This is a genomic window from Streptomyces sp. 35G-GA-8 (genome assembly GCF_023534745.1).
Classification (GTDB): domain Bacteria; phylum Actinomycetota; class Actinomycetes; order Streptomycetales; family Streptomycetaceae; genus Streptomyces.
The window spans coordinates 41,630-62,680 of sequence record NZ_JAMHJQ010000013.1 but is presented as its reverse complement, the minus strand read 5'-3'; the positions used below and the strand labels follow the sequence as shown (position 1 = coordinate 62,680).

Below are 21,051 nucleotides of genomic sequence, written 5' to 3'. Positions count from 1 at the left end.
GGGGACATGACAGGGGAGCCCCGCCCGTCCGCCGCCCCGCCCCGGCCGTCCGCGGTCCCCTCCCGTACGTCCGCCGCCCCCTCCCGCCCATCGGCCGTGCTCCGGCCCCAGCGGCTGCTGCCCTGGTTTCCGTTGGCGGTCGCGGCGGCGCTGTGGACCTGGTCGTTGCCGAGGATCGGGTTCCGGGACATCGGGGACTTCGGTCTCCTCGACCGTTTCCCCATCGCGTTCTATGCCTCGCTGATCGTGCTCTCGATCGGCTTTCTGCTGAGCCTGCGCCGGGCGGGCACCGCCCCCTGGTGGCCGCTCGCCCACTGTGTCGCGATGCTGGTGGCGCTCAAGGCGCCGCCCGCCCTCCTCTACGACTCCGTCCGCTACGCCTGGGCGTCCAAGCACGACGCCGTGATCGCCAGGCTGCTGGCCGAGGGGACCGTGTACCCGGGCGCCGAACTGTCCGGCGGCATGTCCGCGTACGACCAGTGGCCGGGCTTCTTCTCCCTCAACGCGGCCCTGATCCGGGCCTTCGGGGTGCCGGGCGCCGCCTCGTTCATCAACTGGGCGCCGGTCCTGTTCGGACTGCTGACGCTGCCGGTCCTGATGCTGATCTACCGCACATTCACCGACGACTGGCGGCTTGTGTGGGCCGCCGTCTGGATCTTCCAGCTCGCCAACTGGGTGGGCCAGGACTATCTGTCCCCGCAGGCCTTCGCCTATCTGCTCTTCCTGACCGTGTTCGCCGTGGTCGTACGGCATTTCGTACGGCCGGGATCCGCCGGGCGGCTGCGCGACCGGTCCCTGCTCGACCCGGCCGCCGCGTCCGTACCGCCGCCCACCACCACGCGCCAGCGGGCGGCCGGGGTGGCGATACTGGCGCCGCTCATCGCGGCCGTCAACGCCTCGCACCAGCTGACCCCGGTGATGCTCTGCATGACTCTGCTGGCCCTCTGTCTGACCCGCCGGTACCGCAATCTCGGGCTGCTCGTGGTCACCGGCGTGCTGATGCTCGTCTGGGATCTGACGATGGGGCGGGTGCTGTTCCTGGACACCCTGAGCACCCTGCGCGACTCGGCGGGCGATCTGCTGAACAACTCCCGTGCCGGATTCGCCGGTGAACCGAGCGGCCCGGGACCGGAGCTGGTGGGGCGCGCCAACATCCTGATGGTGCTGATCCTGGCCGTGCTCGCGGGCGCGGCCGTGCTGCTGAGACGCCGGCTCGTACGGAGCGCCCTGCCGCTGCTGCTGGCCGCCGCCGCGCCCGTCCCGCTGTTCGCCGTCAACGACTACGGCGGCGAAATGCTGTTCCGCGTCTATCTGTTCGGGCTGCCGGGGACGGCCTTCTTCGCCGCCGCCGCGCTCGTCCCCACCGTCGCCGGTACCGGAAGGGCGCGGAGGGCGGCGCGAGGCATGTCGGTGGTCGCGCTGCCCGTGGCGCTGATCGCCCTGCTGGCGGGCTTCCTGCCGTCGTACTACGGCAAGGAGGGCATGCAGTACGCGCCGCCCGCCGAGACCGCGTTCGTGAAACGGGCCTACGACCGTGCGCCGGACGGGGCGCTGATCCTCGCCACCACCGGGTCGTTCCCCGGCGCGTACTACCGCTACGACCACTACGAGCGCTGGTTCTTCACCGAACAGGAAGTGCCGGAGAACCTGAAGATGCTCCGGGATCCGGCCGGGTACCTGGACGCGGGCATCCCGGACGGACGCCCCGCGTTCGTGATCCTCACCCCTTCCCAGGAGGAGGCCACCACCGGCGAGGGGTATCTGCCGCCCGGCGGCTACGACCGGATGAGCGAGGCGCTGAAGCGCTCGCCGTACTTCCGGGTCGTGGAGGAGAGCGAGCACGGGCTCGAACTGGAACACGTACCGCGAGACACGCGCACGGAGGAGAAGCCACGGTGAGCGGCAGCGCAGCGAACGACGGCGCGGTGAACGACAGCAAGGTGAACGGGAGCAAGGTGAACGGCAGCAAGGTGAACGGCAGCGCCGTGAGCCACGCCAAGCCACCGGCCCAACCCTGGCTCAGAGGCGCCCTCGCGCTCTCCGGCTGGCTCGCGCTCGCCGCGACGGAGCTGCCCGATGGCGTGCCGCCGCGCTGGATACCCGTCCTGCTCTTCGTCCTCCTCGGCCCCGGCTGCGCGCTGCTCCTCCCGCTGCCGCGCGATCCGCGGCCCGCCGCCCGGCTGGAGGCGCTGGCGCTGGCCGCGCCGCTGAGCCTGTCCCTCGCGACGCTGACCGCCACCGCGCTCTTTCTGGTGCGGGGATTCTCGGCCACGGTGTTCCTGGTGTCGCTCGCGGCCTTCTGCACGGTCGTGGCACCGCTGCCCGCCCTGCCGCTGCCCGCCGTGACCCGTGGGGCGGTGGAGCGTCGTCCCAGGCGAACCAAGCGAAGCAAGCGCGCGCGGCACGCAGAACGCGGCGAACACGTCGAACACGTCGAACGCGGCGCCGTTCACGACCGATGACCGGTACGGAGGGCGCCCGGCGGCGCATCCGTCCCGGCGCGGTGACGCCGCCGTACGACCAGCACCACCAGCGCGATCGCCGCCCCCGCGCACACCCCCAGGGACACGGGCAGCGCCATCGCCGCGAACTGCTTCTGTGCCGCCCAGCCCGCCACCGCGAGCACCCACACCGCCCCCGACGTGACCCGTCCGTCCGTCCCCAGGGCCCACAGGGTGACGGCGGCGAGCCCCAGCCCGAGCAGTTGCAGGACCACGGGCAGCGCCCGCAGGACACCGTCCGTGTCCCAGGCGCCGCCCGAGACACCGCCCGAGACACCGTTCAGGAAGTCGGTGAGCAGGCCGGCGACCGGCTCGTGCCAGGGCCCGGACATCCGGTCGGGCCGTACGCCCAGCAGCACGGGCGCGCTGTGCAGCGCGGCGAAGGTCGCCGGCGGCCCGAGCGTGAGCAGCGCCGGGCCCGGCCGTACGAGGGAGACGGCGGCGCACTGCACGACGATCAGCAGGATGCCCCCGACAAGGGTCAACGGAGGCAGTACGGAGAGCAGTTGGCCGCCGGTGAGCTGATCGCGGCCGATGTCCCCGAGGCGGACGAGCGGCGGCCAGAACAGCCCGGCCGCCAGTCCGAGAAGCAGCCAGAGCACGGTGATGACCCGGCTCTCGTCCACGGTGTAGGCGGCGGAGGCCGGGGAGTTCGCGGACAAGGGCAGGTGATGCGCCGGGGCGGCGGCGGCCTCCGCGCGGAGGCGCGCGGCCTCCCGGGCCCAACTGGTCCCGTACGCGTCGGCGCCCTTCGTGCGTATCGCCTGTGTCCGTGGCGCCTGTGTCCGTGGCGCCCGTGTCCGTATCGGCTGTCGCCGTATCGCCCGTTGTCGTGGCGCGCGCTTCCGCAGAGCCGCGCGCAGCCCCGGCGCCGCGATCAGCGCCATCACCGTCATGGACAGCAGCATCGCCAGTCCCGCGCCGGAGATCCCCGCCGGACCGAGCAGGAACAGGGCGCTGCCGAGTACGAGCACACACATGGCACCCTGGAGCGCGGCCAGCATGCCCGTACGCCCCTGGACCCGCAGCACCCCGATGTACAGCTCCACGACGACCCGGGGGAGCGCGGCGGCGGCGAGCAGCCGCAGGACCGTGGAGCCGTGCCGGGCGTAGTCCGCGCCGAACGGCGCGAGGACCTGCGGTGCGAAGACCACCAGCACCAGCACCACCGGCACGAGCAGCACCGTCATCCGGCGCAGCGCCCCCCGCACCCCTTCGGCGAGCCGGTCCGGGCTGTGCGAGGCGTGGGCGGTGAGCGAGGAGGCCATGTTGATGGCCATGAACTCCATCGTGCCGCCGACGGTGTAGGCGGTGTAGAAGAAGGCGTTGTGCGCGGCGTCGAAGCGGACCGCGACCAGCACCGGCAGCAGATTGATCATCGCCAGACTGAACAGCGCCCCGACCGAGTCCCCTGCCAGGAACCGCCCGATGTCGCGCGCCCCGGGCGGCTCCCGGTCGTGGTCGGCGGCGGCCTGACGCGGGATCAGTCTGCGGAAGATCAGCCAGCCGAGCGGCAGGACGGACAGGGCGATGGCCGCCGCCCAGGAGACGAAGACCCCGAGGACCGGCATCGCCGTGGCGAACGCGGCGAGCAGCAGCAGCTTGCCGAGGGAGAACGCGGCGTTGCCGACGGGCACCCAGAACGCCTTGCGCAGCCCGGTCAGCACCCCGTCCTGGAGGGTGAGCAGCGCCCAGGCGACACAGGCCGAGGTGAACACGACTCCGGCCATGACCCCGTCGAGCGGCGCGTACGAGGGACCCCACAGATCGAGCGTCGCGAGGAACACCACGCAGGCGGCGCAGACCACCAGCGAACTGACCGCGTACGCGCGCCACACCAACGCGCCGGTGGCGCGGCCCGCGCGCGGTACGTAACGCACCACCGCGCCGATCATGGTGGTGGCGGTGAGCGAGGCGAGCAGCCGCATCGCGGCGATGGCGGCCGAGCCCTGGCCGACCGCCTCCTCGGTGTAGTAGCGCGCGGCGACCAGCCAGAAGCCCAGGCCCAGGGCGGCGGAGACACCGGTGGAGAGCATCAGGGCATAGGCGTTACGGAACAGGGAGTCGCCGTCGGCCTTGCCTGGGCCGGTGGTGGCGGGCCCGTGCAACCGGGCGGTGTCAGCCACCGCCGCCGTGCCCCACGCCGCTTTCCGCCCGGCGCGCGGGCCGGGCGCCCAGCGCGTCGAGTACGGCGATCACCTGATCCGCCCCGCACGGGTCGACGGGCAGGGCGTGCCGCGCGAACCAGGCGGCCGGTTCCGGCGCGGGCGACGGATCGGTGAAGACCTCGCCCGCGTAGTCGTCGAGCGGCGGATCGTAGAGATAGCCGGTGGTGACGCGGTGCGCGGCGAGCGCGGCGATCGCCGCGTCACGGTCCTCCACCAGCAGCGGCACCCGGAAGAGCGGCTGCGCCCCGCCCACGCCTCCCGGTCCCGGTGCCCCAGCCGCGCCTCCCGGTCCCGGTGCCCCGGCCGCGCCACCGGGCTCGCCCCATGGACTGGCCAGCAGCTTCTCCGTCCCCGCGCGGTGCAGATCGAGCCGCTGGTCGAGCCCACCGAGCAGCCGCTCCGTACGGCGCAGCCGGGACCGGCCCGAGCGGAGCCGGTAGTCGTGCATGTCGACCCGGATCCAGGAGTGGAAGCCACCGAGCCCCGGCGCTCCGGCGAGGGCCTTCCGTAACTCCGCGCCCCGCAACGGCATCCGGATCTCCGCGCGCTCCTCCCGCCCGAGCAGCCGCAGCGCGGCGCGCGCGGCCCGCACCAGCCGCAGCCCCCGGACCCCGGCCTCGGCGTACGGGCGCAGCGCGTAGGCGAGTTCGGCGGTGAGCCGGGAGGGTTCGAGCAGCGCGTCACGGGCCCGCGCCAGTTCCGTGCGCAGCCCCGGGTCCGCGAGCGCGAGAAAGCCGCCGCTCTTGGCCCCCACATGTTTGGAGAGACTGAACACGGACGCGTCCCCGTAGCCGCCGACCGGCCGCCCCGCCACCTCGCTGCCGATGGCGTGCGCGGCGTCCTCGATGAGCGGGATCCCCAACGCGTCGCAGCGGGCGCGCAGTTCGGGCGCCGGGTCGGGGTTCCCGTACAGATTGGTGGTCAGCACGGCCGACAGCCCGCGCCAGCCGGACTCCGGGAGGCCCGCCGGGTCGATGGACCCGTCCCGGGCGCACAACGGCGCCTGTACGGGGCGCAGTCCGGCGGCGAGCACCACGAAGAAGATGACGTCGTCGTTGACCGGTGACATCAGCACGCGCCCGCCTGGCCGGCACCAGTGGCGCAGCGCCACATACAGCCCCAGCCGGCACGACGGCACATACAGGCATTCCCTGCCGAGGCGACGGCGCATCAGCGTCTCCAGCGCCGCGTGCGCGGAGTGCTCCGCCGGGCAGCCCTCCCCAAGAGCCATCGCGTCTCCCCACGCTCCCCCTGCCCGGCTCAATGTTGCCCATAACGGACGAGCCGTCAATAAGGCCGCCGGGGCAGGGAGCGCGGGTGTCTCACTCCTCCAGCGTCAGACCCTTTCTGAGTCTCTTGAGGGTGCGGGCGAGCAGCCGGGACACATGCATTTGCGAGATATTGAGCTCCTCGCCGATCTCCGACTGCGTCATATTGGCGACGAAGCGCAGGGAGAGGATCTTGCGGTCCCGCGACGGCAGGCTCGCGATCAGCGGCTTCAGGGACTCGACGTACTCGATGCCTTCGAGCCCGTGGTCCTCGTAGCCGATCCGGTCCGCGAGCGCGCCCTCGGAGTCGTCGTCCTCGGGCTGGGCGTCCAGCGAGCTCGCGGTGTACGCGTTGCTCGCCGCCATGCCCTCGACGACCTCCTCGTTGGTGATGTCGAGGCGGTGGGCGAGTTCGGTGACGGTGGGCGCCCGGTCGAGCTGCTGGGCCAGTTCGTCGCCCGCCTTGGCGAGGTCGAGGCGGAGTTCCTGGAGTCTGCGCGGTACGCGTACCGACCACGACGTGTCGCGGAAGAAACGCTTGATCTCGCCGACGATGGTCGGCATCGCGAAGGTGGGGAACTCGACGCCGCGGCTCAGCTCGAAGCGGTCGATGGCCTTGATCAGACCGATCGTGCCCACCTGCACGATGTCCTCCATCGGCTCGCTGCGGGAGCGGAACCGGGAAGCCGCGAACTTCACCAGGGCGAGATTCAGCTCGACCAGGGTGTTGCGGACATACGCGTGCTCGTGCGTGCCCTCTTCCAGGGCTTCCAGCCGGGCGAAGAGCGTCTTCGACAGGGCTCGGGCGTCCACCGCGCCCACCTTGTCGAAGGGCGGGATCTCGGGCAGGTCCTCAAGGCCCTCGGCGTCGGCCTGTGATGCGAAGCCGGCCGACGACGTGATGTCGGTCTCGTGAGGTGCGGGCGGAGTTGCCGATGGCGCGTGCTGGGTACGCGTGTCATCGAGCGGGGGTGACATGGGTCTCCTCCATACGTTTTCGGCATATGGCTGCCGATGCCAATACGCGCTGCTGCGGTGTGCGGCGCCTCCAAAGCCGGCCGTGGGCGAATGTGTCCCTACAAGCCCTACCCGTTAAGCACGGACAGTTGCAAGTGTTAATTGTTTCATATGTCCTTATTGTGGGGGACTTTGGGTACCGGTCGGCGTGTGAAAGGCGTAATGTTCGAGTGGCGTCATCGGGATCAGATGGCGCCGAGACGGCAGAATCTGACGACGGCGCACGACACGGCGAAGAGGGACGGGCATGGACCGCCAGACGGTCGGCAGCACGAACCGGGGCCGGCTTCGGGTCGGGGTTCGGACCGAGGGCCGGAGCGAAGTGGTGACAGTGGCCGGTGAGTTGGATCACCACACGGCCGATCTGTTGCGGACACCTCTGGACGAAGCACTCGAACAGGGCCGGTCACGCCTCGTGATCGACTGTTCGCAACTGGAATTCTGCGATTCCACCGGACTCAACGTCCTGCTGGGCGCCCGTCTCAAGGCGGATGCCGCCGGTGGCGGGGTCCATCTCGCGGCGATGCTGCCCGTGGTGGCCCGGGTCTTCGAGATCACCGGCGCGGACGCGGTCTTCACCGTCCACGACTCCCTCGAAGAGGCTCTGGCCGACTGACTCCGGCCGCTACTCTGCACCCCGGGCCCCAACCCGGACCCTCGCCCTGCCCTGTCTTGTTGCGCTCCTCACCATTTCCGGATCGGTGAAGTGGGTGTTGTCACGATTCGGAGGGGCAGAAGACACCCGGCGGACCCAGCGGGGACCCGCGCTCCGGGAACCCGCACCCTCTGTTGACAAGAACTGGCTTATTCGGTGAATCGGTGAGGTGAAGCGCTGATGAGCACCACCCGGCAGCCTCCGCCGGGCGATCTCGGCCCCGAGCCGGACGGTGCGGGAACCGCTGCCGCGACGTCCCACGCGCGGGTACGGTCGCTCGCCCTGGCCGGCGCGAGCGGTGTCGTACCGCTCGCGCGCGACTTCACCCGCCAGGCGCTCTACGACTGGGGCTGGCTCCCCGCCTCGACCGCGGACCGGCGGGCGGCGGCGGAGGACGTGCTGCTGGTCGTCTCCGAGCTGGTCACCAACGCGTGTCTGCACGCGGAGGGCCCAGAAGGGCTACGGGTCGTGCACACCGCCAAGGTGCTGCGCCTTGAGGTCACGGACCGCGGTGCGGGCCAGCCGGCCCCCCGCACCCCGCACCGCGCGGGACGCCCCGGCGGCCATGGCATGTTCATCGTCCAGCGGCTCTGTCTCGACTGGGGCGTGGTCCGGGCGCCCGGCGCGGCCGGCAAAACGGTCTGGGCGGAGCTGGCCGCTCCGTCGTAACGCGCGTAGCTCACGCGAAGGGCCCGCCGCGACCGTCACCCGGCGCGGCGGCCCCCTCACACACCGTGCGATTCGCTAGTGGATGTCGCCCATCAGTGCCCGTACCTTCCTGCGGTACATGAAGACCGCGAAGCCGGCGAGGGACGCCAGCAGCGCCTCCAGGGCCACCACACCCGTCTTGCCCAGATCGACCCCGCCGATGGAGAGCAGACCGGTCACGGAGTCGCCCGCGGTGACCGCGAGGAACCAGACCCCCATCATCTGGCTCGCGTACTTCGCCGGCGCCATCTTCGTCGTCACCGACAGCCCCACCGGGGAGACGCACAGCTCGCCCACGGTCTGGATCAGATAGATGCCCACCAGCCACAGCGGGCTGACCAGCGTGCCGTCCGCCGCCATCGCCAGCGGAATCAGGAAGAAGAAGAACGAGACACCGACGAAGAACAGCCCGGCGGCGAACTTCACGACCGTGCTCGGCTCCTGGCCCCGGCGGTTCAGCCAGAGCCAGAACCAGGCGAAGACCGGCGCGAGCGCCATGATGAACACGGGGTTCAGCGACTGGTACCAGGAGGACGGGAAGCCCAGCCCGAACAGCTCGCCCGAGGCCTTCGTCGTACCGAACGCCTGGACCGTGGAGCCGCCCTGGTCGTAGATCATCCAGAACACGGCAGCGGCCACGAAGAACCAGATGTACCCGGACATCTTGGTCTGCTCGGTCTCCGACAGCTCCTTGTCGCGCTTGATCCGGATCAGCACGGCGGCCGGGATCGCGATGCCCGCGAGCGTCAGCGGGACCATCGCCCAGTTGAGCGTGAAGTTGCCGCTGAGACCGACGACGCCGTAGAAGACGGCGGCGATCAGCAGCCAGGTCATGCCCTTGCGCAGCCAGATGGCGCGCTCCTCGCGGGAGAGCGGGGTCGGGACGCGGCTGCTCCGAGGGCTCAGATGCTTCGTACCGAGCAGGAACATGATCAGGCCGATGCCCATGCCGAGCGCCGCGAGGGCGAAGCCCAGATGCCAGTTGTACGTCTCGCCGACGGTGCCGATGATCAGCGGGGCGAAGAAGGCACCGATGTTGATGCCCATGTAGAAGATGGTGAACCCGCCGTCACGGCGCGGGTCGTTGGGGCCGTCGTAGAGATGGCCGACCATCGTGGAGATATTGGCCTTCAGCAGACCCGACCCGAGCGCCACCAGCGCCAGACCGGCGAAGAAGCTCCCCGTCCCCGGCAGGGCCAGGGTGAGATGGCCCAGCATGATCGTGCAGGCCGCGATCGTGACGGTCCTGCGCGGCCCCCAGACCCGGTCGCCCAGCCAGCCACCGGGCATCGCCAGCAGATAGACCATGGACAGATAGATGGAGTAGATGGCCGTCGTGGTGGCCAGATCCATCCCGAGCCCGCCGCCCTGAAGCCCCTTCGAGGCATCGGGGCCACCGGAGATCAGATAGATGGTGAGCAGGGCTCTCATGCCGTAGAAGCTGAAGCGCTCCCACATCTCGGTCATGAAGAGCGTGGCCAGTCCGCGGGGGTGGCCGAAGAAGGTCTTCTCGGGTCCGGCGGGGGCGCTGGGCGAGTCCTTCGTCAGGCTGGACGCCATGGGTCGATCCTTGCTTGCTCGGGACGCGGCGCTCGGTCAGCGGTGACGCGCCCGGTGTGGGGGGCCGTGTGGGGGGTGAGCCGGAGGGCGGGACATGCCGTCCCCGGCACGGAGACGCGAAGAAGAGACCCTCGGCGCTCAGCAGGCCAAAGGTCTCCTGGTGGTACTACAGGCGTCTCGCCACCATACGACATGACAGAGACCCATATGGAAGGACTTGAGAGATGGATCACAGGTTCTGGTGGAACCAGACTCTTATATTCGAAGGCAGATCATCGGATCGCACATGAACTCGAAGGCGTTGTCGAGCAGGGCCCAAGCGCCGCCCCGTGCGGTCTACCATCACCCCATGACCCGTGTACTGCTCGCCGAGGACGACGCTTCCATCTCGGAGCCGCTGGCCCGCGCCCTGCGTCGGGAGGGTTACGAGGTCGAGGTCCGCGAAGACGGTCCGACCGCGCTGGACGCCGGCCTCCAGGGCGGTGTCGACCTGGTCGTACTCGACCTGGGCCTGCCAGGGATGGACGGCCTCGAAGTCGCCCGCCGACTGCGCGCCGAGGGCCACGCCGTGCCGATCCTGGTGCTGACCGCCCGCGCCGACGAGGTGGACACCGTGGTCGGCCTGGACGCCGGCGCCGACGACTATGTGACCAAGCCCTTCCGGCTCGCGGAGCTGCTGGCACGCGTACGGGCGCTGCTCCGGCGCGGCGCCTCGGACCCCGTACCCGCCCCCGCCACCCATGGCGTACGGATCGACGTCGAGTCGCACCGCGCCTGGATGGGCGACGAGGAACTCCAGCTCACCGCCAAGGAGTTCGACCTCCTGCGGGTCCTCGTCCGGGACGCGGGCCGGGTCGTCACCCGTGACCAGCTGATGCGCGAGGTCTGGGACACCACCTGGTGGTCGTCGACCAAGACCCTCGACATGCATATCTCCTGGCTGCGCAAGAAGCTCGGGGACGACGCCGCCAACCCGCGCTATATCGCGACCGTGCGCGGGGTCGGCTTCCGGTTCGAGAAGAGCTAAGGCACCTTGCGCCGGCGTCTGATCAACTCCACGCTCGCCGTGGTGCTCGTCGTCATCGCCGTCTTCGGGGTGTCGCTCGTCATCGTCGAGACCCGCACGATCAGCAGCAGCGCCCAGGAAAGCGTGGACTCCGAGGCGGTGCGGCTGGTGAGCATCGTCGACAGCCGCCTCCTCGCCGACGACCACATCAGCGCCAAGGTGCTGGCCGAACAGATCAACCAGACGCGGTACGCCCGGATCGAGATCCCGGGCCGGCCCGTCGTCGAGCTCGGCGAGCGGCCGACCGGCAGCGTCATCCGGGGCAAGGCGAAGGGCGAGGAGGGCGAGACCGTCATCGTCGAGGAGCCCCGCTCCTCCGTGACCCGTGAGGTCGGCCGCACCCTCCTGATCATCGGCGCGGTGGCGCTGCTCGCGGTCATCGCCGCCGTACTGCTGGCCGTACGCCAGGCCAACAAGCTGGCCTCGCCGCTCACCGATCTCGCGGAGACCGCGGAGCGCCTGGGCTCCGGTGACCCGCGCCCCCGGCACAAGCGGTACGCGGTGCCCGAGCTCGACCGGGTCGCCGATGTCCTCGACGCCAGCGCCGAGCGCATCGCCCGGATGCTCACCGCCGAGCGGCGGCTCGCCGCGGACGCCTCGCATCAGCTCCGTACGCCGCTGACCGCCCTGTCGATGCGGCTGGAGGAGATCTCCGCCACCGACGACCTGGAGACGGTGAAGGAGGAGGCGATGGTCGCGCTGGCACAGGTCGAGCGGCTGACCGATGTGGTGGAGCGGCTGCTCACCAACGCGCGGGACCCGCGTACCGGCTCCGCCGTCGCCTTCGATCTCGACGAGGTCGTCAAACAGCAGATCGAGGAGTGGCGCCCGGCCTACCGCAGCGCCGGGCGGGCCATCGTCTGCTCGGGCCGGCAGGGGATGCGGGCCGTCGGCACGCCGGGCGCGGTCGCGCAGGTGCTGGCCGCGCTGATCGAGAACTCACTCATGCACGGGGGCGGTACGGTCGCCCTGCGTACCCGCGTCACCGGCAACCAGTCCGTCATCGAGGTGACCGACGAGGGCCCCGGCGTTCCGGCGGACCTCGGGGCGCGGATCTTCGAGCGCACCATCAGTGGCCGCAACTCCACCGGGATCGGCCTCGCGGTGGCGCGCGACCTGGCGGAGGCGGACGGCGGCCGGCTGGAACTGCTCCAGCAGCAGCCGCCGGTCTTCGCGCTCTTCCTGAGCCGGGAGGCCGGTACCCGCAAGGCGCCGAAATCCCCGGAGCGGCCGGTCCGCTGACCGGGTGACCTTCTCGGGACCTCCACAGGGGGCCTCCACACGGGCTTCCCCAGAGGCCCCTCATGGCTTCCGCGGGGCTTCCTCAGCCGCGGACGCGATGGGGGCGCGGGCGCTCCCGGTCCCGCTCCAGGAACGATTCGTCCGGCAGTCCCACGGCCGCGGCGGCGGGCTGGGCACGGAACACCCAGGTGCGGTACGACCAGAAGCGGAAGAGCGTCGCGATCCCGATGCCGAGGAACTTGAAGACATTGCTCTGGAGCGGGCTGTCCCAGCCGAAGCCGTACGTCGCCGTGTAGAGCACCCCGTTCTCGATGACCAGGCCGACCACGCTGAACAGCAGGAAGAGCGTGAGTTCCTTCGTGCGGCGGCTCTTGTCCCGGTCCCGGTAGGTGAAGTAGCGGAAGCCCACATAGTTGAAGGCGATCGCGACGACGGTGGCCAGGATGCTGGCCCGCACCACGGGGAGCGTGGTGGTGTGCCGTACGAGGTTGAAGACCAGCAGGTTGACCAGCAGCCCCGCGCCGCCCACCGCGCCGAACTTGACCACCTCGCGGACGAGCCGGTCCAGTCGCACGCGGAGTGCGCCCCGTTCGCTCATATGCCCGTTCAGCCCCGTCCGGTCGATGTCAGTTCCGAACCATGCTAACCAGCGGCCCCTTCCGCCGCCTGGGGGACCGTATGTCACGCTCGGTCACGGTGAGTGGCGGCCGTACGGGGGACGCCCGTACGGGAGGGGGCCCCGCCCGTGCTCGGGGACCGGCCCCGCCGGGCGGCGGATACCCTGGGGGCGTGACGTTCCCGGTAGTCGGCATGGTCGGCGGCGGTCAGCTCGCCCGTATGACCCACGAGGCGGGCATCCCCCTCGGCCTCAGATTCAAGCTCCTCAGTGACACCCCGCAGGACTCGGCGGCCCAGGTGGTGAGCGATGTCGTCGTCGGCGACTACCGCGACCTGGACACGCTGCGTGACTTCGCGCGTGGCTGCGATGTGATCACGTTCGATCACGAACATGTGCCGATTGAGCATCTGCGCGCCCTGGAGGCGGACGGAATCCCCATCAGGCCCGGCCCCGACGCGCTGGTGCACGCCCAGGACAAGGGCGTCATGCGCGCCAGGCTGACCGAGCTGGGCGCGCCCTGCCCGCGCCACCGCATCGTCACAGGACCGGCCGACGTGGCGGCCTTCGCCGCCGAGGTGGGCGGCTTCCCTGTCGTCCTCAAGACGGTGCGCGGCGGCTACGACGGCAAGGGCGTCTGGGTCGTACGGTCGGAGGACGACACCCGCGCCGCCGAGCAGCCCTTCCGCGCCGGGGTCCCCGTACTCGCCGAGGAGAAGGTCGACTTCGTACGCGAGCTGGCCGCGAACATCGTCCGCTCCCCGCACGGCCAGGCCGTCGCGTACCCCGTGGTCGAGTCCCGGCAGGTCGACGGCGTCTGTGACACCGTCATCGCCCCCGCGCCCGGACTGTCGGACGAACTGGCCGGCGAGGCGCAGCGGCTCGCGCTGCGGATAGCCGCCGAGCTGGGGGTCGTGGGCCATCTCGCGGTGGAACTCTTCGAGACCCGCGCCGACGACGGGACCCCCGGCATCCTCGTCAACGAGCTGGCGATGCGCCCGCACAACTCCGGCCACTGGACCCAGGACGGCGCGATCACCTCGCAGTTCGCCAACCATGTGCGCGCCGTGCTCGATCTGCCCCTCGGTGACCCGCGCCCGCGTGCGCCCTGGACGGTCATGTGCAATGTGCTGGGCGGCGACTACCCGGACATGTACGCGGCCTATCTGCATTGCATGGCCCGGGACCCGCGGCTCAAGATCCATATGTATGGCAAGGACGTGAAGCCCGGCCGCAAGGTGGGGCATGTCAACACCTACGGCGACGACCTGGACGACGTGCTGGAGCGCGCCCGCCACGCCGCCGGCTATCTCCGAGGAACGATCACCGAATGACTGTTGCTCCCCTGGTCGGCGTCGTCATGGGTTCGGACTCCGACTGGCCCGTCATGGAGGCCGCCGCGAAGGCCCTCCACGAGTTCGAGATCCCGTACGAGGTCGATGTCGTCTCCGCGCACCGCATGCCGCGCGAGATGATCGCGTACGGCGAGGAGGCCGCCGGGCGCGGGCTCAAGGTGGTCATCGCGGGCGCGGGCGGCGCGGCGCATCTGCCGGGCATGCTCGCCTCGGTGACCCCGCTGCCGGTGATCGGTGTCCCCGTACCGCTGAAGTACCTCGACGGCATGGACTCGCTGCTGTCCATCGTCCAGATGCCCGCCGGTGTGCCGGTCGCCACCGTCTCGGTCGGCGGCGCCCGTAACGCGGGGCTGCTCGCCGCCCGTATCCTCGCCGCCCACGACCCCGAACTCCTGACCAGGATGCGGGAGTTCCAGCAGGAGCTGAACGAGCAGGCGACGGCGAAGGGCAAGCGGCTGCGCGCGAAGGCCGAAGGCGCGGACCACTTCGGATTCGGAAAGTGACGGCCGCGGCCATGGGCTCCACGCCCTCCACGCCGTCCACGCCGTCCACGCCCTTCCTCGACGAGGCCCGTGCCCTGCTGGCCGACTTCCCGGTGGTCGACGGACACAACGACCTGCCGTGGGCGCTGCGCGAGCATGTGCGCTACGACCTGGACCGGCTCGACATCGCGGACGATCTGTCGGGGAAGCTGCACACGGACATCCCCCGGCTGCGGCGGGGCGGCGTCGGCGGCCAGTTCTGGTCCGTGTACGTACGGTCCGACATGGCCGGTGACGACGCGGTCAGCGCGACCCTGGAGCAGATCGACGTGGTCGGCCGGCTGCTGGCCCGCTACCCCGGCGATCTGTCCCGCGCCCTGACGGCGGACGACATGGAGACGGCGCGGCGGCACGGCAGGATCGCGTCCCTGATGGGCGCCGAGGGCGGCCACTCCATCAACAACTCCCTCGGCACGCTGCGGGCCCTCCATACGCTGGGCGTTCGCTATATGACGCTCACCCACAACGACAATCTCGCGTGGGCGGACTCGGCGACGGACGTCCCGGGCGTGGGCGGGCTCTCGGCCTTCGGCCGCGAGGTGGTCCGCGAGATGAACCGGACCGGCATGCTGGTCGACCTCTCGCATGTGGCCGCCACGACGATGCGTGACGCGCTCGCCACGACCGACGCGCCGGTGATCTTCTCGCACTCCTCGGCACGGGCGGTCTGTGACCACCCGCGCAATATCCCCGACGACGTGCTGGAGAAGCTGCCCGCGAACGGCGGCGTGGCGATGGCCACGTTCGTACCGAAGTTCATCCTCCCCGCGGCGGTGGCCTGGACCCAGGCGGCGGACGAGAACATGCGGGCCCATGGTCTGCACCCGCTCGACACCACCGCGCGCGCGATGGAGATCCACCGGGCGTTCGAGGTCTCCCACCCCCGCCCGACCGCCACGGCGGCGACGGTCGCGGACCATCTGGACCATATGCGCGAGACCGCCGGCATCGACCACATCGGCATCGGCGGCGACTTCGACGGCACGGCCTTCACCCCGGCCGGCCTGGACGATGTCTCGGGCTACCCGAACCTGATCGCGGAGCTCCTGGCCCGTCACTGGTCCACCGCGGACCTGGCGAAGCTGACCTGGCAGAACGCGGTACGGGTGCTGCGCGCGGCGGAGGACGTGGCGCGGGGCCTGCGGGACGAACGCGGTCCTTCCCTGGCGACGATCGAGGAACTGGACGGCTGAGATCCGCGCTCTCCCGCAGAGCGCGCGAGGAGGGCGCCCCGGTGGTTCGCTGAAAGAGAGCGCCGTGGCGCCGGCCGCGGCGCGACCTGAGACGTGCGACGTCAGGGAGCGGACATGCCACTCGATTCCTATGTCACCCTCGGCCGCTCGGGACTGCGGGTCAGTCCCTTCTGCCTGGGGGCCATGACCTTCGGCGAGGACCACGGCTGGGGCGCCACCGAGGCCGCGTCCGCGGCGATGATGAACGAATATCTCGATCGCGGCGGAAACTTCATCGACACGGCCAATATCTATACCAATGGCCATTCGGAGAAGATCATCGGTGATTTCTTCGCGAAGAAGAGCACCCGGCGCGATCGCACGGTCATCGGTACGAAGTTCTTCTGCAATCTCCATGAGGGAGATCCGAACGGAGGCGGCGCGGGGCGCAAGGCCATGGTCGACCAGTGCGAGGATTCCCTGCGCCGGTTGCGGATGGACTATATCGACATCTACTGGCTCCACAACTGGGACCGCACCGTACCCGTCGAGGAGACCCTGCGCTGTCTCGACGATCTCGTGACAGCGGGCAAGATCCGCTATATCGGCTTCTCCGACATTCCGGCCTGGAAAGCCGCCGAGGCCCAGACCATCGCGCATTTCCGGGGCTGGTCCCCGGTGGTCGCCACCCAGCTCGAATACTCACTGCTGGAACGGACGGCCGAGGGCGAGCTGATTCCCATGGCGCGTGAATGCGGTATGGGCGTGATGCCATGGTCCCCGCTCAGGAGCGGATTCCTCTCGGGGAAGTACTCACGCGAGAACGCCCGCTCCGGCGCCGGCTCCGTCGACACCCGACGCACGGGTCTGATGGGCATGCCGCGTGCGGCGGACTACGACGTCATCGAGGCGGTGGACGCCGTCGCCATGGACCTGGGCGTGACCCCGGCGGCGGTGGCGCTCGCCTGGGTGCGGGGCCGCCCCGGGATCACCTCCACGATCATCGGCGCGCGCCGGCTGGATCAGTTCCGGGAGAACCTGTCCGCGCTGGACGTCACGCTCGGCAAGGAACAGGTGGACGCGCTGAACGAGGTCTCCAAGCCCACGCTCGACTTCCCCGCCGACATCAACCGGGACCTCGTCCCCATGCTCGCGTTCGCGGGAGCGACCGTGGACGGGGTGCGATCGGAGGTCTCGCCGATGCTCGCGTCGAGCCCGGTCAGATACTGACATCCCCGCCCAGGCGGACTGTCGCCCCCGCTCCGCCCCGCTCCGGCTCAGGCGCGCGGGCGCCCCATCGCGCGGTACGTCCAGCCCGCCGCGCGCCACCGCGCCGGGTCCAGCGCGTTACGTCCGTCCAGGATCAGCCGACGCGACGCCGCCTCGCCCAGGGCCGCCGGGTCCAGCTCGCGGAACTCGCGCCACTCGGTCAGATGCAGCACCACATCGGCGCCGCGCACCGCGTCCAGCGCGGACGGCGCGTATCCCAGCGTCGGGAAGAGCCGCTTGGCGTTCTCCATGCCCTTGGGGTCGTACACCGTCACCTGGCCGCCCTGGAGGTGGATCTGCCCCGCGACATTCAGCGCGGGGGAGTCCCGTACATCGTCCGAGTCCGGCTTGAAGGTCGCGCCGAGCACCGCGACACGCTTGCCCAGGAACGACGAGTCGCCGCCCACGGCCTCGCGCGCCAGCTCCACCATGTGCCCGCGGCGCCGCATATTGATCGAGTCGACCTCGCGCAGGAACGTCAGCGCCTGGTCCGCGCCCAGCTCGCCCGCCCGCGCCATGAAGGCCCGGATGTCCTTGGGCAGACAGCCGCCGCCGAAGCCGATCCCGGCGCGCAGGAACTTGTTCCCGATCCGCTCGTCGTACCCGAGCGCCTCCGCCAGCTTCGCCACATCGCCGCCGGCCGCCTCGCAGACCTCCGCCATGGCGTTGATGAACGAGATCTTGGTGGCCAGGAAGGAGTTCGCGGAGGTCTTCACCAGCTCGGCGGTCGGGAAGTCCGTCACCACGAACGGCGACCCTTCGCCCACCGGCGTCGCGTACACCTCGCGCAGCACCCGCTCGGCGTGCTCGCTGCGTACGCCCACCACGATCCGGTCGGGGTGCAGCGTGTCCTGTACGGCGAAGCCCTCGCGCAGGAACTCCGGGTTCCAGGCCAGCTCCACCTCGCCGCCCGCGGGCGCCAGTTCGACGATGCGGGCCGCGAGCCGCTCCGCGCTGCCCACGGGCACGGTCGACTTGCCGACGACCAGCGCGGGCCTGCCCAGATGCTTGGCGAGGCTCTCGATCGCGGAGTCGACGTACGACATGTCGCAGGCGTACTCGCCGTGCTTCTGCGGGGTGTTCACACAGACGAAGTGCACATCGCCGAACTCCGCGATCTCCGCCCAGTCCATGGTGAACCGCAGCCGCCCGGTCGATCCCTCGATCCCGGCGACATGTTTGCGCAGCAACTCTTCGAGGCCGGGCTCGTACATCGGGACCCGGCCCGTGGAGAGCAGCTCGATCTTCTCCGGGACCACATCGAGGGCCAGGACCTCGAAGCCCAGTTCCGCCATGGCCGCGGCGTGTGTGGCGCCGAGATAGCCGGTGCCGATCACAGTGATCTTGAGGGCCATGTGAGTGCTCCAGGGGGATGCGGGCAGGTGCGGGCCCGAGCATAGCCGCGCGTGGCGGGGGCTCCGCAGGGGCACTTCTCCCGTACGGATTCGCTGTCGGCAAACTCACCTATCCCGGCACGGCCTCGGCCCCCTAAAATTGTGTTACTTAACGGTAGTTAGCATCCTGGGGAGTGAAAGACCGTGGCCGGATCGGCTGATTTCGACCTGTACCGCCCCTCCGAAGAGCACGACATGCTCCGCGAGACCGTGCGCGCGCTCGCGGAGGCGAAGATCGCCCCGTTCGCCGCGGCGGTGGACGAGGAGGCGCGCTTCCCGCAGGAGGCCCTGGACGCGCTGGTCGCCTCCGATCTGCACGCGGTCCATGTCCCCGAGGAGTACGGCGGCGCCGGCGCCGATGCCCTCGCCACCGTGATCGTCATCGAGGAGATCGCGCGCGTCTGTGCCTCCTCCTCGCTGATCCCGGCCGTGAACAAGCTGGGCTCGCTGCCGGTGATCCTCGCCGGCTCCGAGAACCTCAAGAAGACCTATCTGGGGCCGCTGGCCAAGGGCGAGGCGATGTTCTCGTACTGCCTCTCCGAGCCGGACGCGGGCTCCGACGCGGGCGGTATGAAGACCAAGGCGGTACGGGACGGCGACCACTACGTCCTCAACGGCGTGAAGCGCTGGATCACCAACGCCGGCGTCTCCGAGTACTACACGGTCATGGCCGTCACCGACCCGGACAAGCGCACCAAGGGCATCAGCGCGTTCGTGGTCGAGAAGGGCGACGAGGGCGTCTCCTTCGGCGCCCCGGAGAAGAAGCTGGGCATCAAGGGCTCCCCGACGCGCGAGGTCTACCTCGACCATGTCCGTATCCCCGCGGACCGGCTGATCGGCGAGGAGGGTACGGGCTTCGCCACCGCGATGAAGACCCTGGACCACACCCGCATCACGATCGCGGCCCAGGCACTGGGCATCGCGCAGGGCGCGCTCGACTACGCCAAGGGCTATGTCCAGGAGCGCAAGCAGTTCGGCAAGCCGATCGGCGACTTCCAGGGCGTGCAGTTCATGCTCGCCGACATGGCCATGAAACTGGAGGCGGCCCGCCAGCTCACCTACTCCGCCGCCGCCAGGTCGGAGCGCGTCTCCGCGGGCAGCGCCAAGGAGGACCTCACCTTCTTCGGCGCGGCGGCCAAGTGCTACGCCTCCGACGCGGCCATGGAGATCACCACGGACGCGGTGCAACTCCTCGGCGGATACGGCTACACGCGCGACTACCCGGTCGAGCGGATGATGCGCGACGCCAAGATCACCCAGATCTACGAGGGCACGAACCAGGTCCAGCGCATCGTGATGGCCCGCAACCTGCCGTAAGCGCGCCGGGGTGCCTGTCCCGGCTTCGGCCGGGGCGGGCGCGTACACCGGGTGACGCCCCGGACCTGTCGCGGCGGCTTCGGCCGTTCTCGTGACCCTGCGGCTGGGCAGCCGACCTCGCGTCCGGGTGGCGGATAGCGTGACTGGATGAGAGAGGAAAGCCTTGAGCTGCGTGTGACGTACCGGCCCATCCCGCAGGACTCCGACGGGCCGGTGGATGACGAACGCGAGGAACTGTTCGCGTTCCCGGCCGGCCTCTGTGCGCAGCGGACCGACCCGGACGGCAGAGACCATCTGGTCGCGCCGCCCGTCGAGTATCTGAAAGCAGCGATCCGGGAACGGCACGGCTACGACGCCGTGGTGCTCTGGGCCCATCCGCCAGGACAGCTTGGTTAGCCGCGAGGCGCGGCCGGGCGCGTGGACCGGCCACTTGATAGGCAAGCGGTGACTTGCCTATGGTGTGGTTCGTGGTAGATGATGTTTTCAAGGCGCTGGCCGACCCCACTCGCCGGCTCATCCTCGATGAGCTGGCGGAACGAGACGGGCAGTCCCTCTTCGAGATCTGCGCACGGTTGACGACCAAGCACGGTCTGGGGCTGTCCCGCCAGGCGATCAGCCAGCACCTCGCCGTGCTGGAGTCCGTCGGACTGATCCGGACTCGGCGCGAGGGCCGCTACAAATTCCACGATCTGAACACCGAACCGCTTGAGCGCATCGCTGCCCGGTGGCTCAGGCCGACATCCCCGGAGAACAGCCCATGAGGATCCACCTGTCCAGCGTTTTCGTCGATGACCAGGACAAGGCCCTGCGTTTCTACACGGACGTACTGGGCTTCGTGAAGAAGACCGAGGTTCCCCTCGGCACGGACCGTTGGCTCACCGTGGTCTCGCCCGAGGACCCCGACGGCACACAGCTGCTGCTCGAACCCGATGGCCATCCGGCCGTCAAGCCCTACAAGACCGCACTGGTCGAGGACGGTATTCCGGCCACCTCCTTCGCCGTGGACGACGTACAGGCGGAGTTCAGGCGGCTGACCGGGCTGGGGGTGCGGTTCACCCAGGACCCGGTGCAGATGGGACCGGTCATCACCGCGGTGCTGGACGACACCTGCGGCAACCTCATCCAGATCGCCCAGCACATGTAGAGCCCGACGCGGGGGCCGGCAGCTTGTCCCGCCTGGGCCTCGGTGGCCGGCCATCAA

General features: G+C 70.2%; 20 protein-coding genes. 14 read left to right on the top strand and 6 right to left on the bottom strand.

Going from position 1 to position 21,051, the window contains the following annotated elements:
* Window positions 1-6 precede the first annotated feature (6 nt).
* Window positions 7-1,899, top strand: a complete 1,893-nt coding sequence (locus M1203_RS27900) for a hypothetical protein (RefSeq protein ID WP_249952572.1) — start codon at window positions 7-9, stop codon at window positions 1,897-1,899.
* A complete protein-coding gene (locus tag M1203_RS27895; RefSeq protein ID WP_249952571.1) occupies window positions 1,896-2,462 on the top strand; it encodes a hypothetical protein in 567 nt (188 codons plus the stop codon). The genes M1203_RS27900 and M1203_RS27895 overlap by 4 nt, the downstream gene beginning before the upstream one ends.
* Here the strand turns inward: M1203_RS27895 and M1203_RS27890 are convergent.
* The 3 genes from M1203_RS27890 to M1203_RS27880 all read right to left on the bottom strand — a co-directional run bounded on the left by M1203_RS27890 (window position 2,450) and on the right by M1203_RS27880 (window position 6,915).
* Window positions 2,450-4,537: a lipopolysaccharide biosynthesis protein gene (locus tag M1203_RS27890; RefSeq protein ID WP_249952725.1), complete on the bottom strand. Its 2,088-nt coding sequence runs from the start codon at window positions 4,535-4,537 to the stop codon at window positions 2,450-2,452. The two genes, M1203_RS27895 and M1203_RS27890, sit on opposite strands and share 13 nt — an antisense overlap.
* An 82-nt stretch (window positions 4,538-4,619) precedes the next feature.
* The gene (locus tag M1203_RS27885) at window positions 4,620-5,900 is read right to left on the bottom strand and encodes a DegT/DnrJ/EryC1/StrS family aminotransferase (RefSeq protein ID WP_374404157.1); all 1,281 of its coding nucleotides are present in this window, start codon (window positions 5,898-5,900) and stop codon (window positions 4,620-4,622) included.
* Window positions 5,901-5,991: 91 nt separating this feature from the next.
* Window positions 5,992-6,915 (bottom strand): RNA polymerase sigma factor SigF, encoded by a 924-nt coding sequence (locus tag M1203_RS27880; RefSeq protein ID WP_249952570.1) that lies wholly within the window; start codon window positions 6,913-6,915, stop codon window positions 5,992-5,994.
* 286 nt (window positions 6,916-7,201) lie between these two features.
* On the opposite strand from M1203_RS27880, the gene M1203_RS27875 reads away from it, so the two are divergent.
* Window positions 7,202-7,570, top strand: coding sequence for an STAS domain-containing protein (locus M1203_RS27875; protein WP_249952569.1), 369 nt, complete (start codon window positions 7,202-7,204; stop codon window positions 7,568-7,570).
* Between the two features lie 219 nt (window positions 7,571-7,789).
* The gene (locus M1203_RS27870; RefSeq protein ID WP_249952568.1) at window positions 7,790-8,278 is read left to right on the top strand and encodes an ATP-binding protein; all 489 of its coding nucleotides are present in this window, start codon (window positions 7,790-7,792) and stop codon (window positions 8,276-8,278) included.
* Between the two features lie 75 nt (window positions 8,279-8,353).
* Here the strand turns inward: M1203_RS27870 and M1203_RS27865 are convergent, their stop codons facing one another.
* Window positions 8,354-9,877 carry a peptide MFS transporter gene (locus M1203_RS27865; RefSeq protein ID WP_249952567.1) on the bottom strand — a complete coding sequence of 508 codons (1,524 nt, stop codon included), beginning with the start codon at window positions 9,875-9,877 and terminating at the stop codon, window positions 8,354-8,356.
* Between the two features lie 349 nt (window positions 9,878-10,226).
* Here M1203_RS27865 and M1203_RS27860 point away from each other — a divergent pair, with 349 nt between their 5' ends.
* The gene (locus M1203_RS27860) at window positions 10,227-10,904 is read left to right on the top strand and encodes a response regulator transcription factor (protein ID WP_030351003.1); all 678 of its coding nucleotides are present in this window, start codon (window positions 10,227-10,229) and stop codon (window positions 10,902-10,904) included.
* A 6-nt stretch (window positions 10,905-10,910) separates the two neighbouring features.
* Complete coding sequence (locus M1203_RS27855; RefSeq protein ID WP_249952566.1) at window positions 10,911-12,185, top strand: ATP-binding protein; 1,275 nt, start codon at window positions 10,911-10,913, stop codon at window positions 12,183-12,185.
* Between the two features lie 82 nt (window positions 12,186-12,267).
* Here M1203_RS27855 and M1203_RS27850 read toward each other — a convergent pair whose 3' ends face one another.
* A complete protein-coding gene (locus tag M1203_RS27850) occupies window positions 12,268-12,783 on the bottom strand; it encodes a GtrA family protein (RefSeq protein ID WP_249952565.1) in 516 nt (171 codons plus the stop codon).
* Between the two features lie 191 nt (window positions 12,784-12,974).
* On the opposite strand from M1203_RS27850, the gene M1203_RS27845 reads away from it, so the two are divergent.
* The 4 genes from M1203_RS27845 (at window position 12,975) to M1203_RS27830 (ending at window position 17,100) form a co-directional block, all read left to right on the top strand.
* Window positions 12,975-14,135 carry a 5-(carboxyamino)imidazole ribonucleotide synthase gene (locus tag M1203_RS27845; protein WP_249952564.1) on the top strand — a complete coding sequence of 387 codons (1,161 nt, stop codon included), beginning with the start codon at window positions 12,975-12,977 and terminating at the stop codon, window positions 14,133-14,135.
* Complete coding sequence (gene purE / locus M1203_RS27840; RefSeq protein ID WP_249952563.1) at window positions 14,132-14,659, top strand: 5-(carboxyamino)imidazole ribonucleotide mutase; 528 nt, start codon at window positions 14,132-14,134, stop codon at window positions 14,657-14,659. The genes M1203_RS27845 and purE overlap by 4 nt, the downstream gene beginning before the upstream one ends.
* A gap of 11 nt (window positions 14,660-14,670) precedes the next feature.
* Window positions 14,671-15,891 carry a dipeptidase gene (locus M1203_RS27835; RefSeq protein WP_249952723.1) on the top strand — a complete coding sequence of 407 codons (1,221 nt, stop codon included), beginning with the start codon at window positions 14,671-14,673 and terminating at the stop codon, window positions 15,889-15,891.
* Window positions 15,892-16,005: 114 nt separating this feature from the next.
* Window positions 16,006-17,100: an aldo/keto reductase gene (locus M1203_RS27830; RefSeq protein ID WP_249952562.1), complete on the top strand. Its 1,095-nt coding sequence runs from the start codon at window positions 16,006-16,008 to the stop codon at window positions 17,098-17,100.
* Between the two features lie 47 nt (window positions 17,101-17,147).
* Here M1203_RS27830 and M1203_RS27825 read toward each other — a convergent pair whose 3' ends face one another.
* The gene (locus tag M1203_RS27825) at window positions 17,148-18,494 is read right to left on the bottom strand and encodes a UDP-glucose/GDP-mannose dehydrogenase family protein (RefSeq protein ID WP_249952561.1); all 1,347 of its coding nucleotides are present in this window, start codon (window positions 18,492-18,494) and stop codon (window positions 17,148-17,150) included.
* 183 nt (window positions 18,495-18,677) lie between these two features.
* Between M1203_RS27825 and M1203_RS27820 the strand changes: the two genes are divergently transcribed.
* From M1203_RS27820 to M1203_RS27805, 4 genes are all read left to right on the top strand, one after another.
* A complete protein-coding gene (locus M1203_RS27820; protein ID WP_249952560.1) occupies window positions 18,678-19,850 on the top strand; it encodes an acyl-CoA dehydrogenase in 1,173 nt (390 codons plus the stop codon).
* Between the two features lie 147 nt (window positions 19,851-19,997).
* A complete protein-coding gene (locus M1203_RS27815) occupies window positions 19,998-20,246 on the top strand; it encodes a hypothetical protein (protein WP_249952559.1) in 249 nt (82 codons plus the stop codon).
* Window positions 20,247-20,305: 59 nt separating this feature from the next.
* Entirely contained in the window at window positions 20,306-20,611 is a 306-nt protein-coding gene (locus tag M1203_RS27810) for a helix-turn-helix transcriptional regulator (RefSeq protein WP_249952558.1), read from the top strand.
* Complete coding sequence (locus tag M1203_RS27805; protein ID WP_249952557.1) at window positions 20,608-20,994, top strand: VOC family protein; 387 nt, start codon at window positions 20,608-20,610, stop codon at window positions 20,992-20,994. Before M1203_RS27810 ends, M1203_RS27805 begins: the two co-directional genes overlap by 4 nt.
* Window positions 20,995-21,051: the final 57 nt, after the last annotated feature.

What these genes read in the sequence shown, in the direction of transcription:
- M1203_RS27850 (WP_249952565.1), bottom strand. Translation starts at nt 12,783, where the DNA reads ATGAGCGAACGGGGCGCACTCCGCGTGCGACTGGACCGGCTCGTCCGC.
- M1203_RS27865 (WP_249952567.1), bottom strand. Translation starts at nt 9,877, where the DNA reads ATGGCGTCCAGCCTGACGAAGGACTCGCCCAGCGCCCCCGCCGGACCC.
- M1203_RS27900 (WP_249952572.1), top strand. Translation starts at nt 7, where the DNA reads ATGACAGGGGAGCCCCGCCCGTCCGCCGCCCCGCCCCGGCCGTCCGCG.
- M1203_RS27805 (WP_249952557.1), top strand. Translation starts at nt 20,608, where the DNA reads ATGAGGATCCACCTGTCCAGCGTTTTCGTCGATGACCAGGACAAGGCC.
- M1203_RS27890 (WP_249952725.1), bottom strand. Translation starts at nt 4,537, where the DNA reads ATGCTCTCCACCGGTGTCTCCGCCGCCCTGGGCCTGGGCTTCTGGCTG.
- M1203_RS27825 (WP_249952561.1), bottom strand. Translation starts at nt 18,494, where the DNA reads ATGGCCCTCAAGATCACTGTGATCGGCACCGGCTATCTCGGCGCCACA.
- M1203_RS27835 (WP_249952723.1), top strand. Translation starts at nt 14,671, where the DNA reads ATGGGCTCCACGCCCTCCACGCCGTCCACGCCGTCCACGCCCTTCCTC.
- purE (WP_249952563.1), top strand. Translation starts at nt 14,132, where the DNA reads ATGACTGTTGCTCCCCTGGTCGGCGTCGTCATGGGTTCGGACTCCGAC.
- M1203_RS27875 (WP_249952569.1), top strand. Translation starts at nt 7,202, where the DNA reads ATGGACCGCCAGACGGTCGGCAGCACGAACCGGGGCCGGCTTCGGGTC.
- M1203_RS27870 (WP_249952568.1), top strand. Translation starts at nt 7,790, where the DNA reads ATGAGCACCACCCGGCAGCCTCCGCCGGGCGATCTCGGCCCCGAGCCG.
- M1203_RS27860 (WP_030351003.1), top strand. Translation starts at nt 10,227, where the DNA reads ATGACCCGTGTACTGCTCGCCGAGGACGACGCTTCCATCTCGGAGCCG.
- M1203_RS27830 (WP_249952562.1), top strand. Translation starts at nt 16,006, where the DNA reads ATGCCACTCGATTCCTATGTCACCCTCGGCCGCTCGGGACTGCGGGTC.
- M1203_RS27810 (WP_249952558.1), top strand. Translation starts at nt 20,306, where the DNA reads ATGGTGTGGTTCGTGGTAGATGATGTTTTCAAGGCGCTGGCCGACCCC.
- M1203_RS27815 (WP_249952559.1), top strand. Translation starts at nt 19,998, where the DNA reads ATGAGAGAGGAAAGCCTTGAGCTGCGTGTGACGTACCGGCCCATCCCG.
- M1203_RS27880 (WP_249952570.1), bottom strand. Translation starts at nt 6,915, where the DNA reads ATGTCACCCCCGCTCGATGACACGCGTACCCAGCACGCGCCATCGGCA.
- M1203_RS27885 (WP_374404157.1), bottom strand. Translation starts at nt 5,900, where the DNA reads ATGGCTCTTGGGGAGGGCTGCCCGGCGGAGCACTCCGCGCACGCGGCG.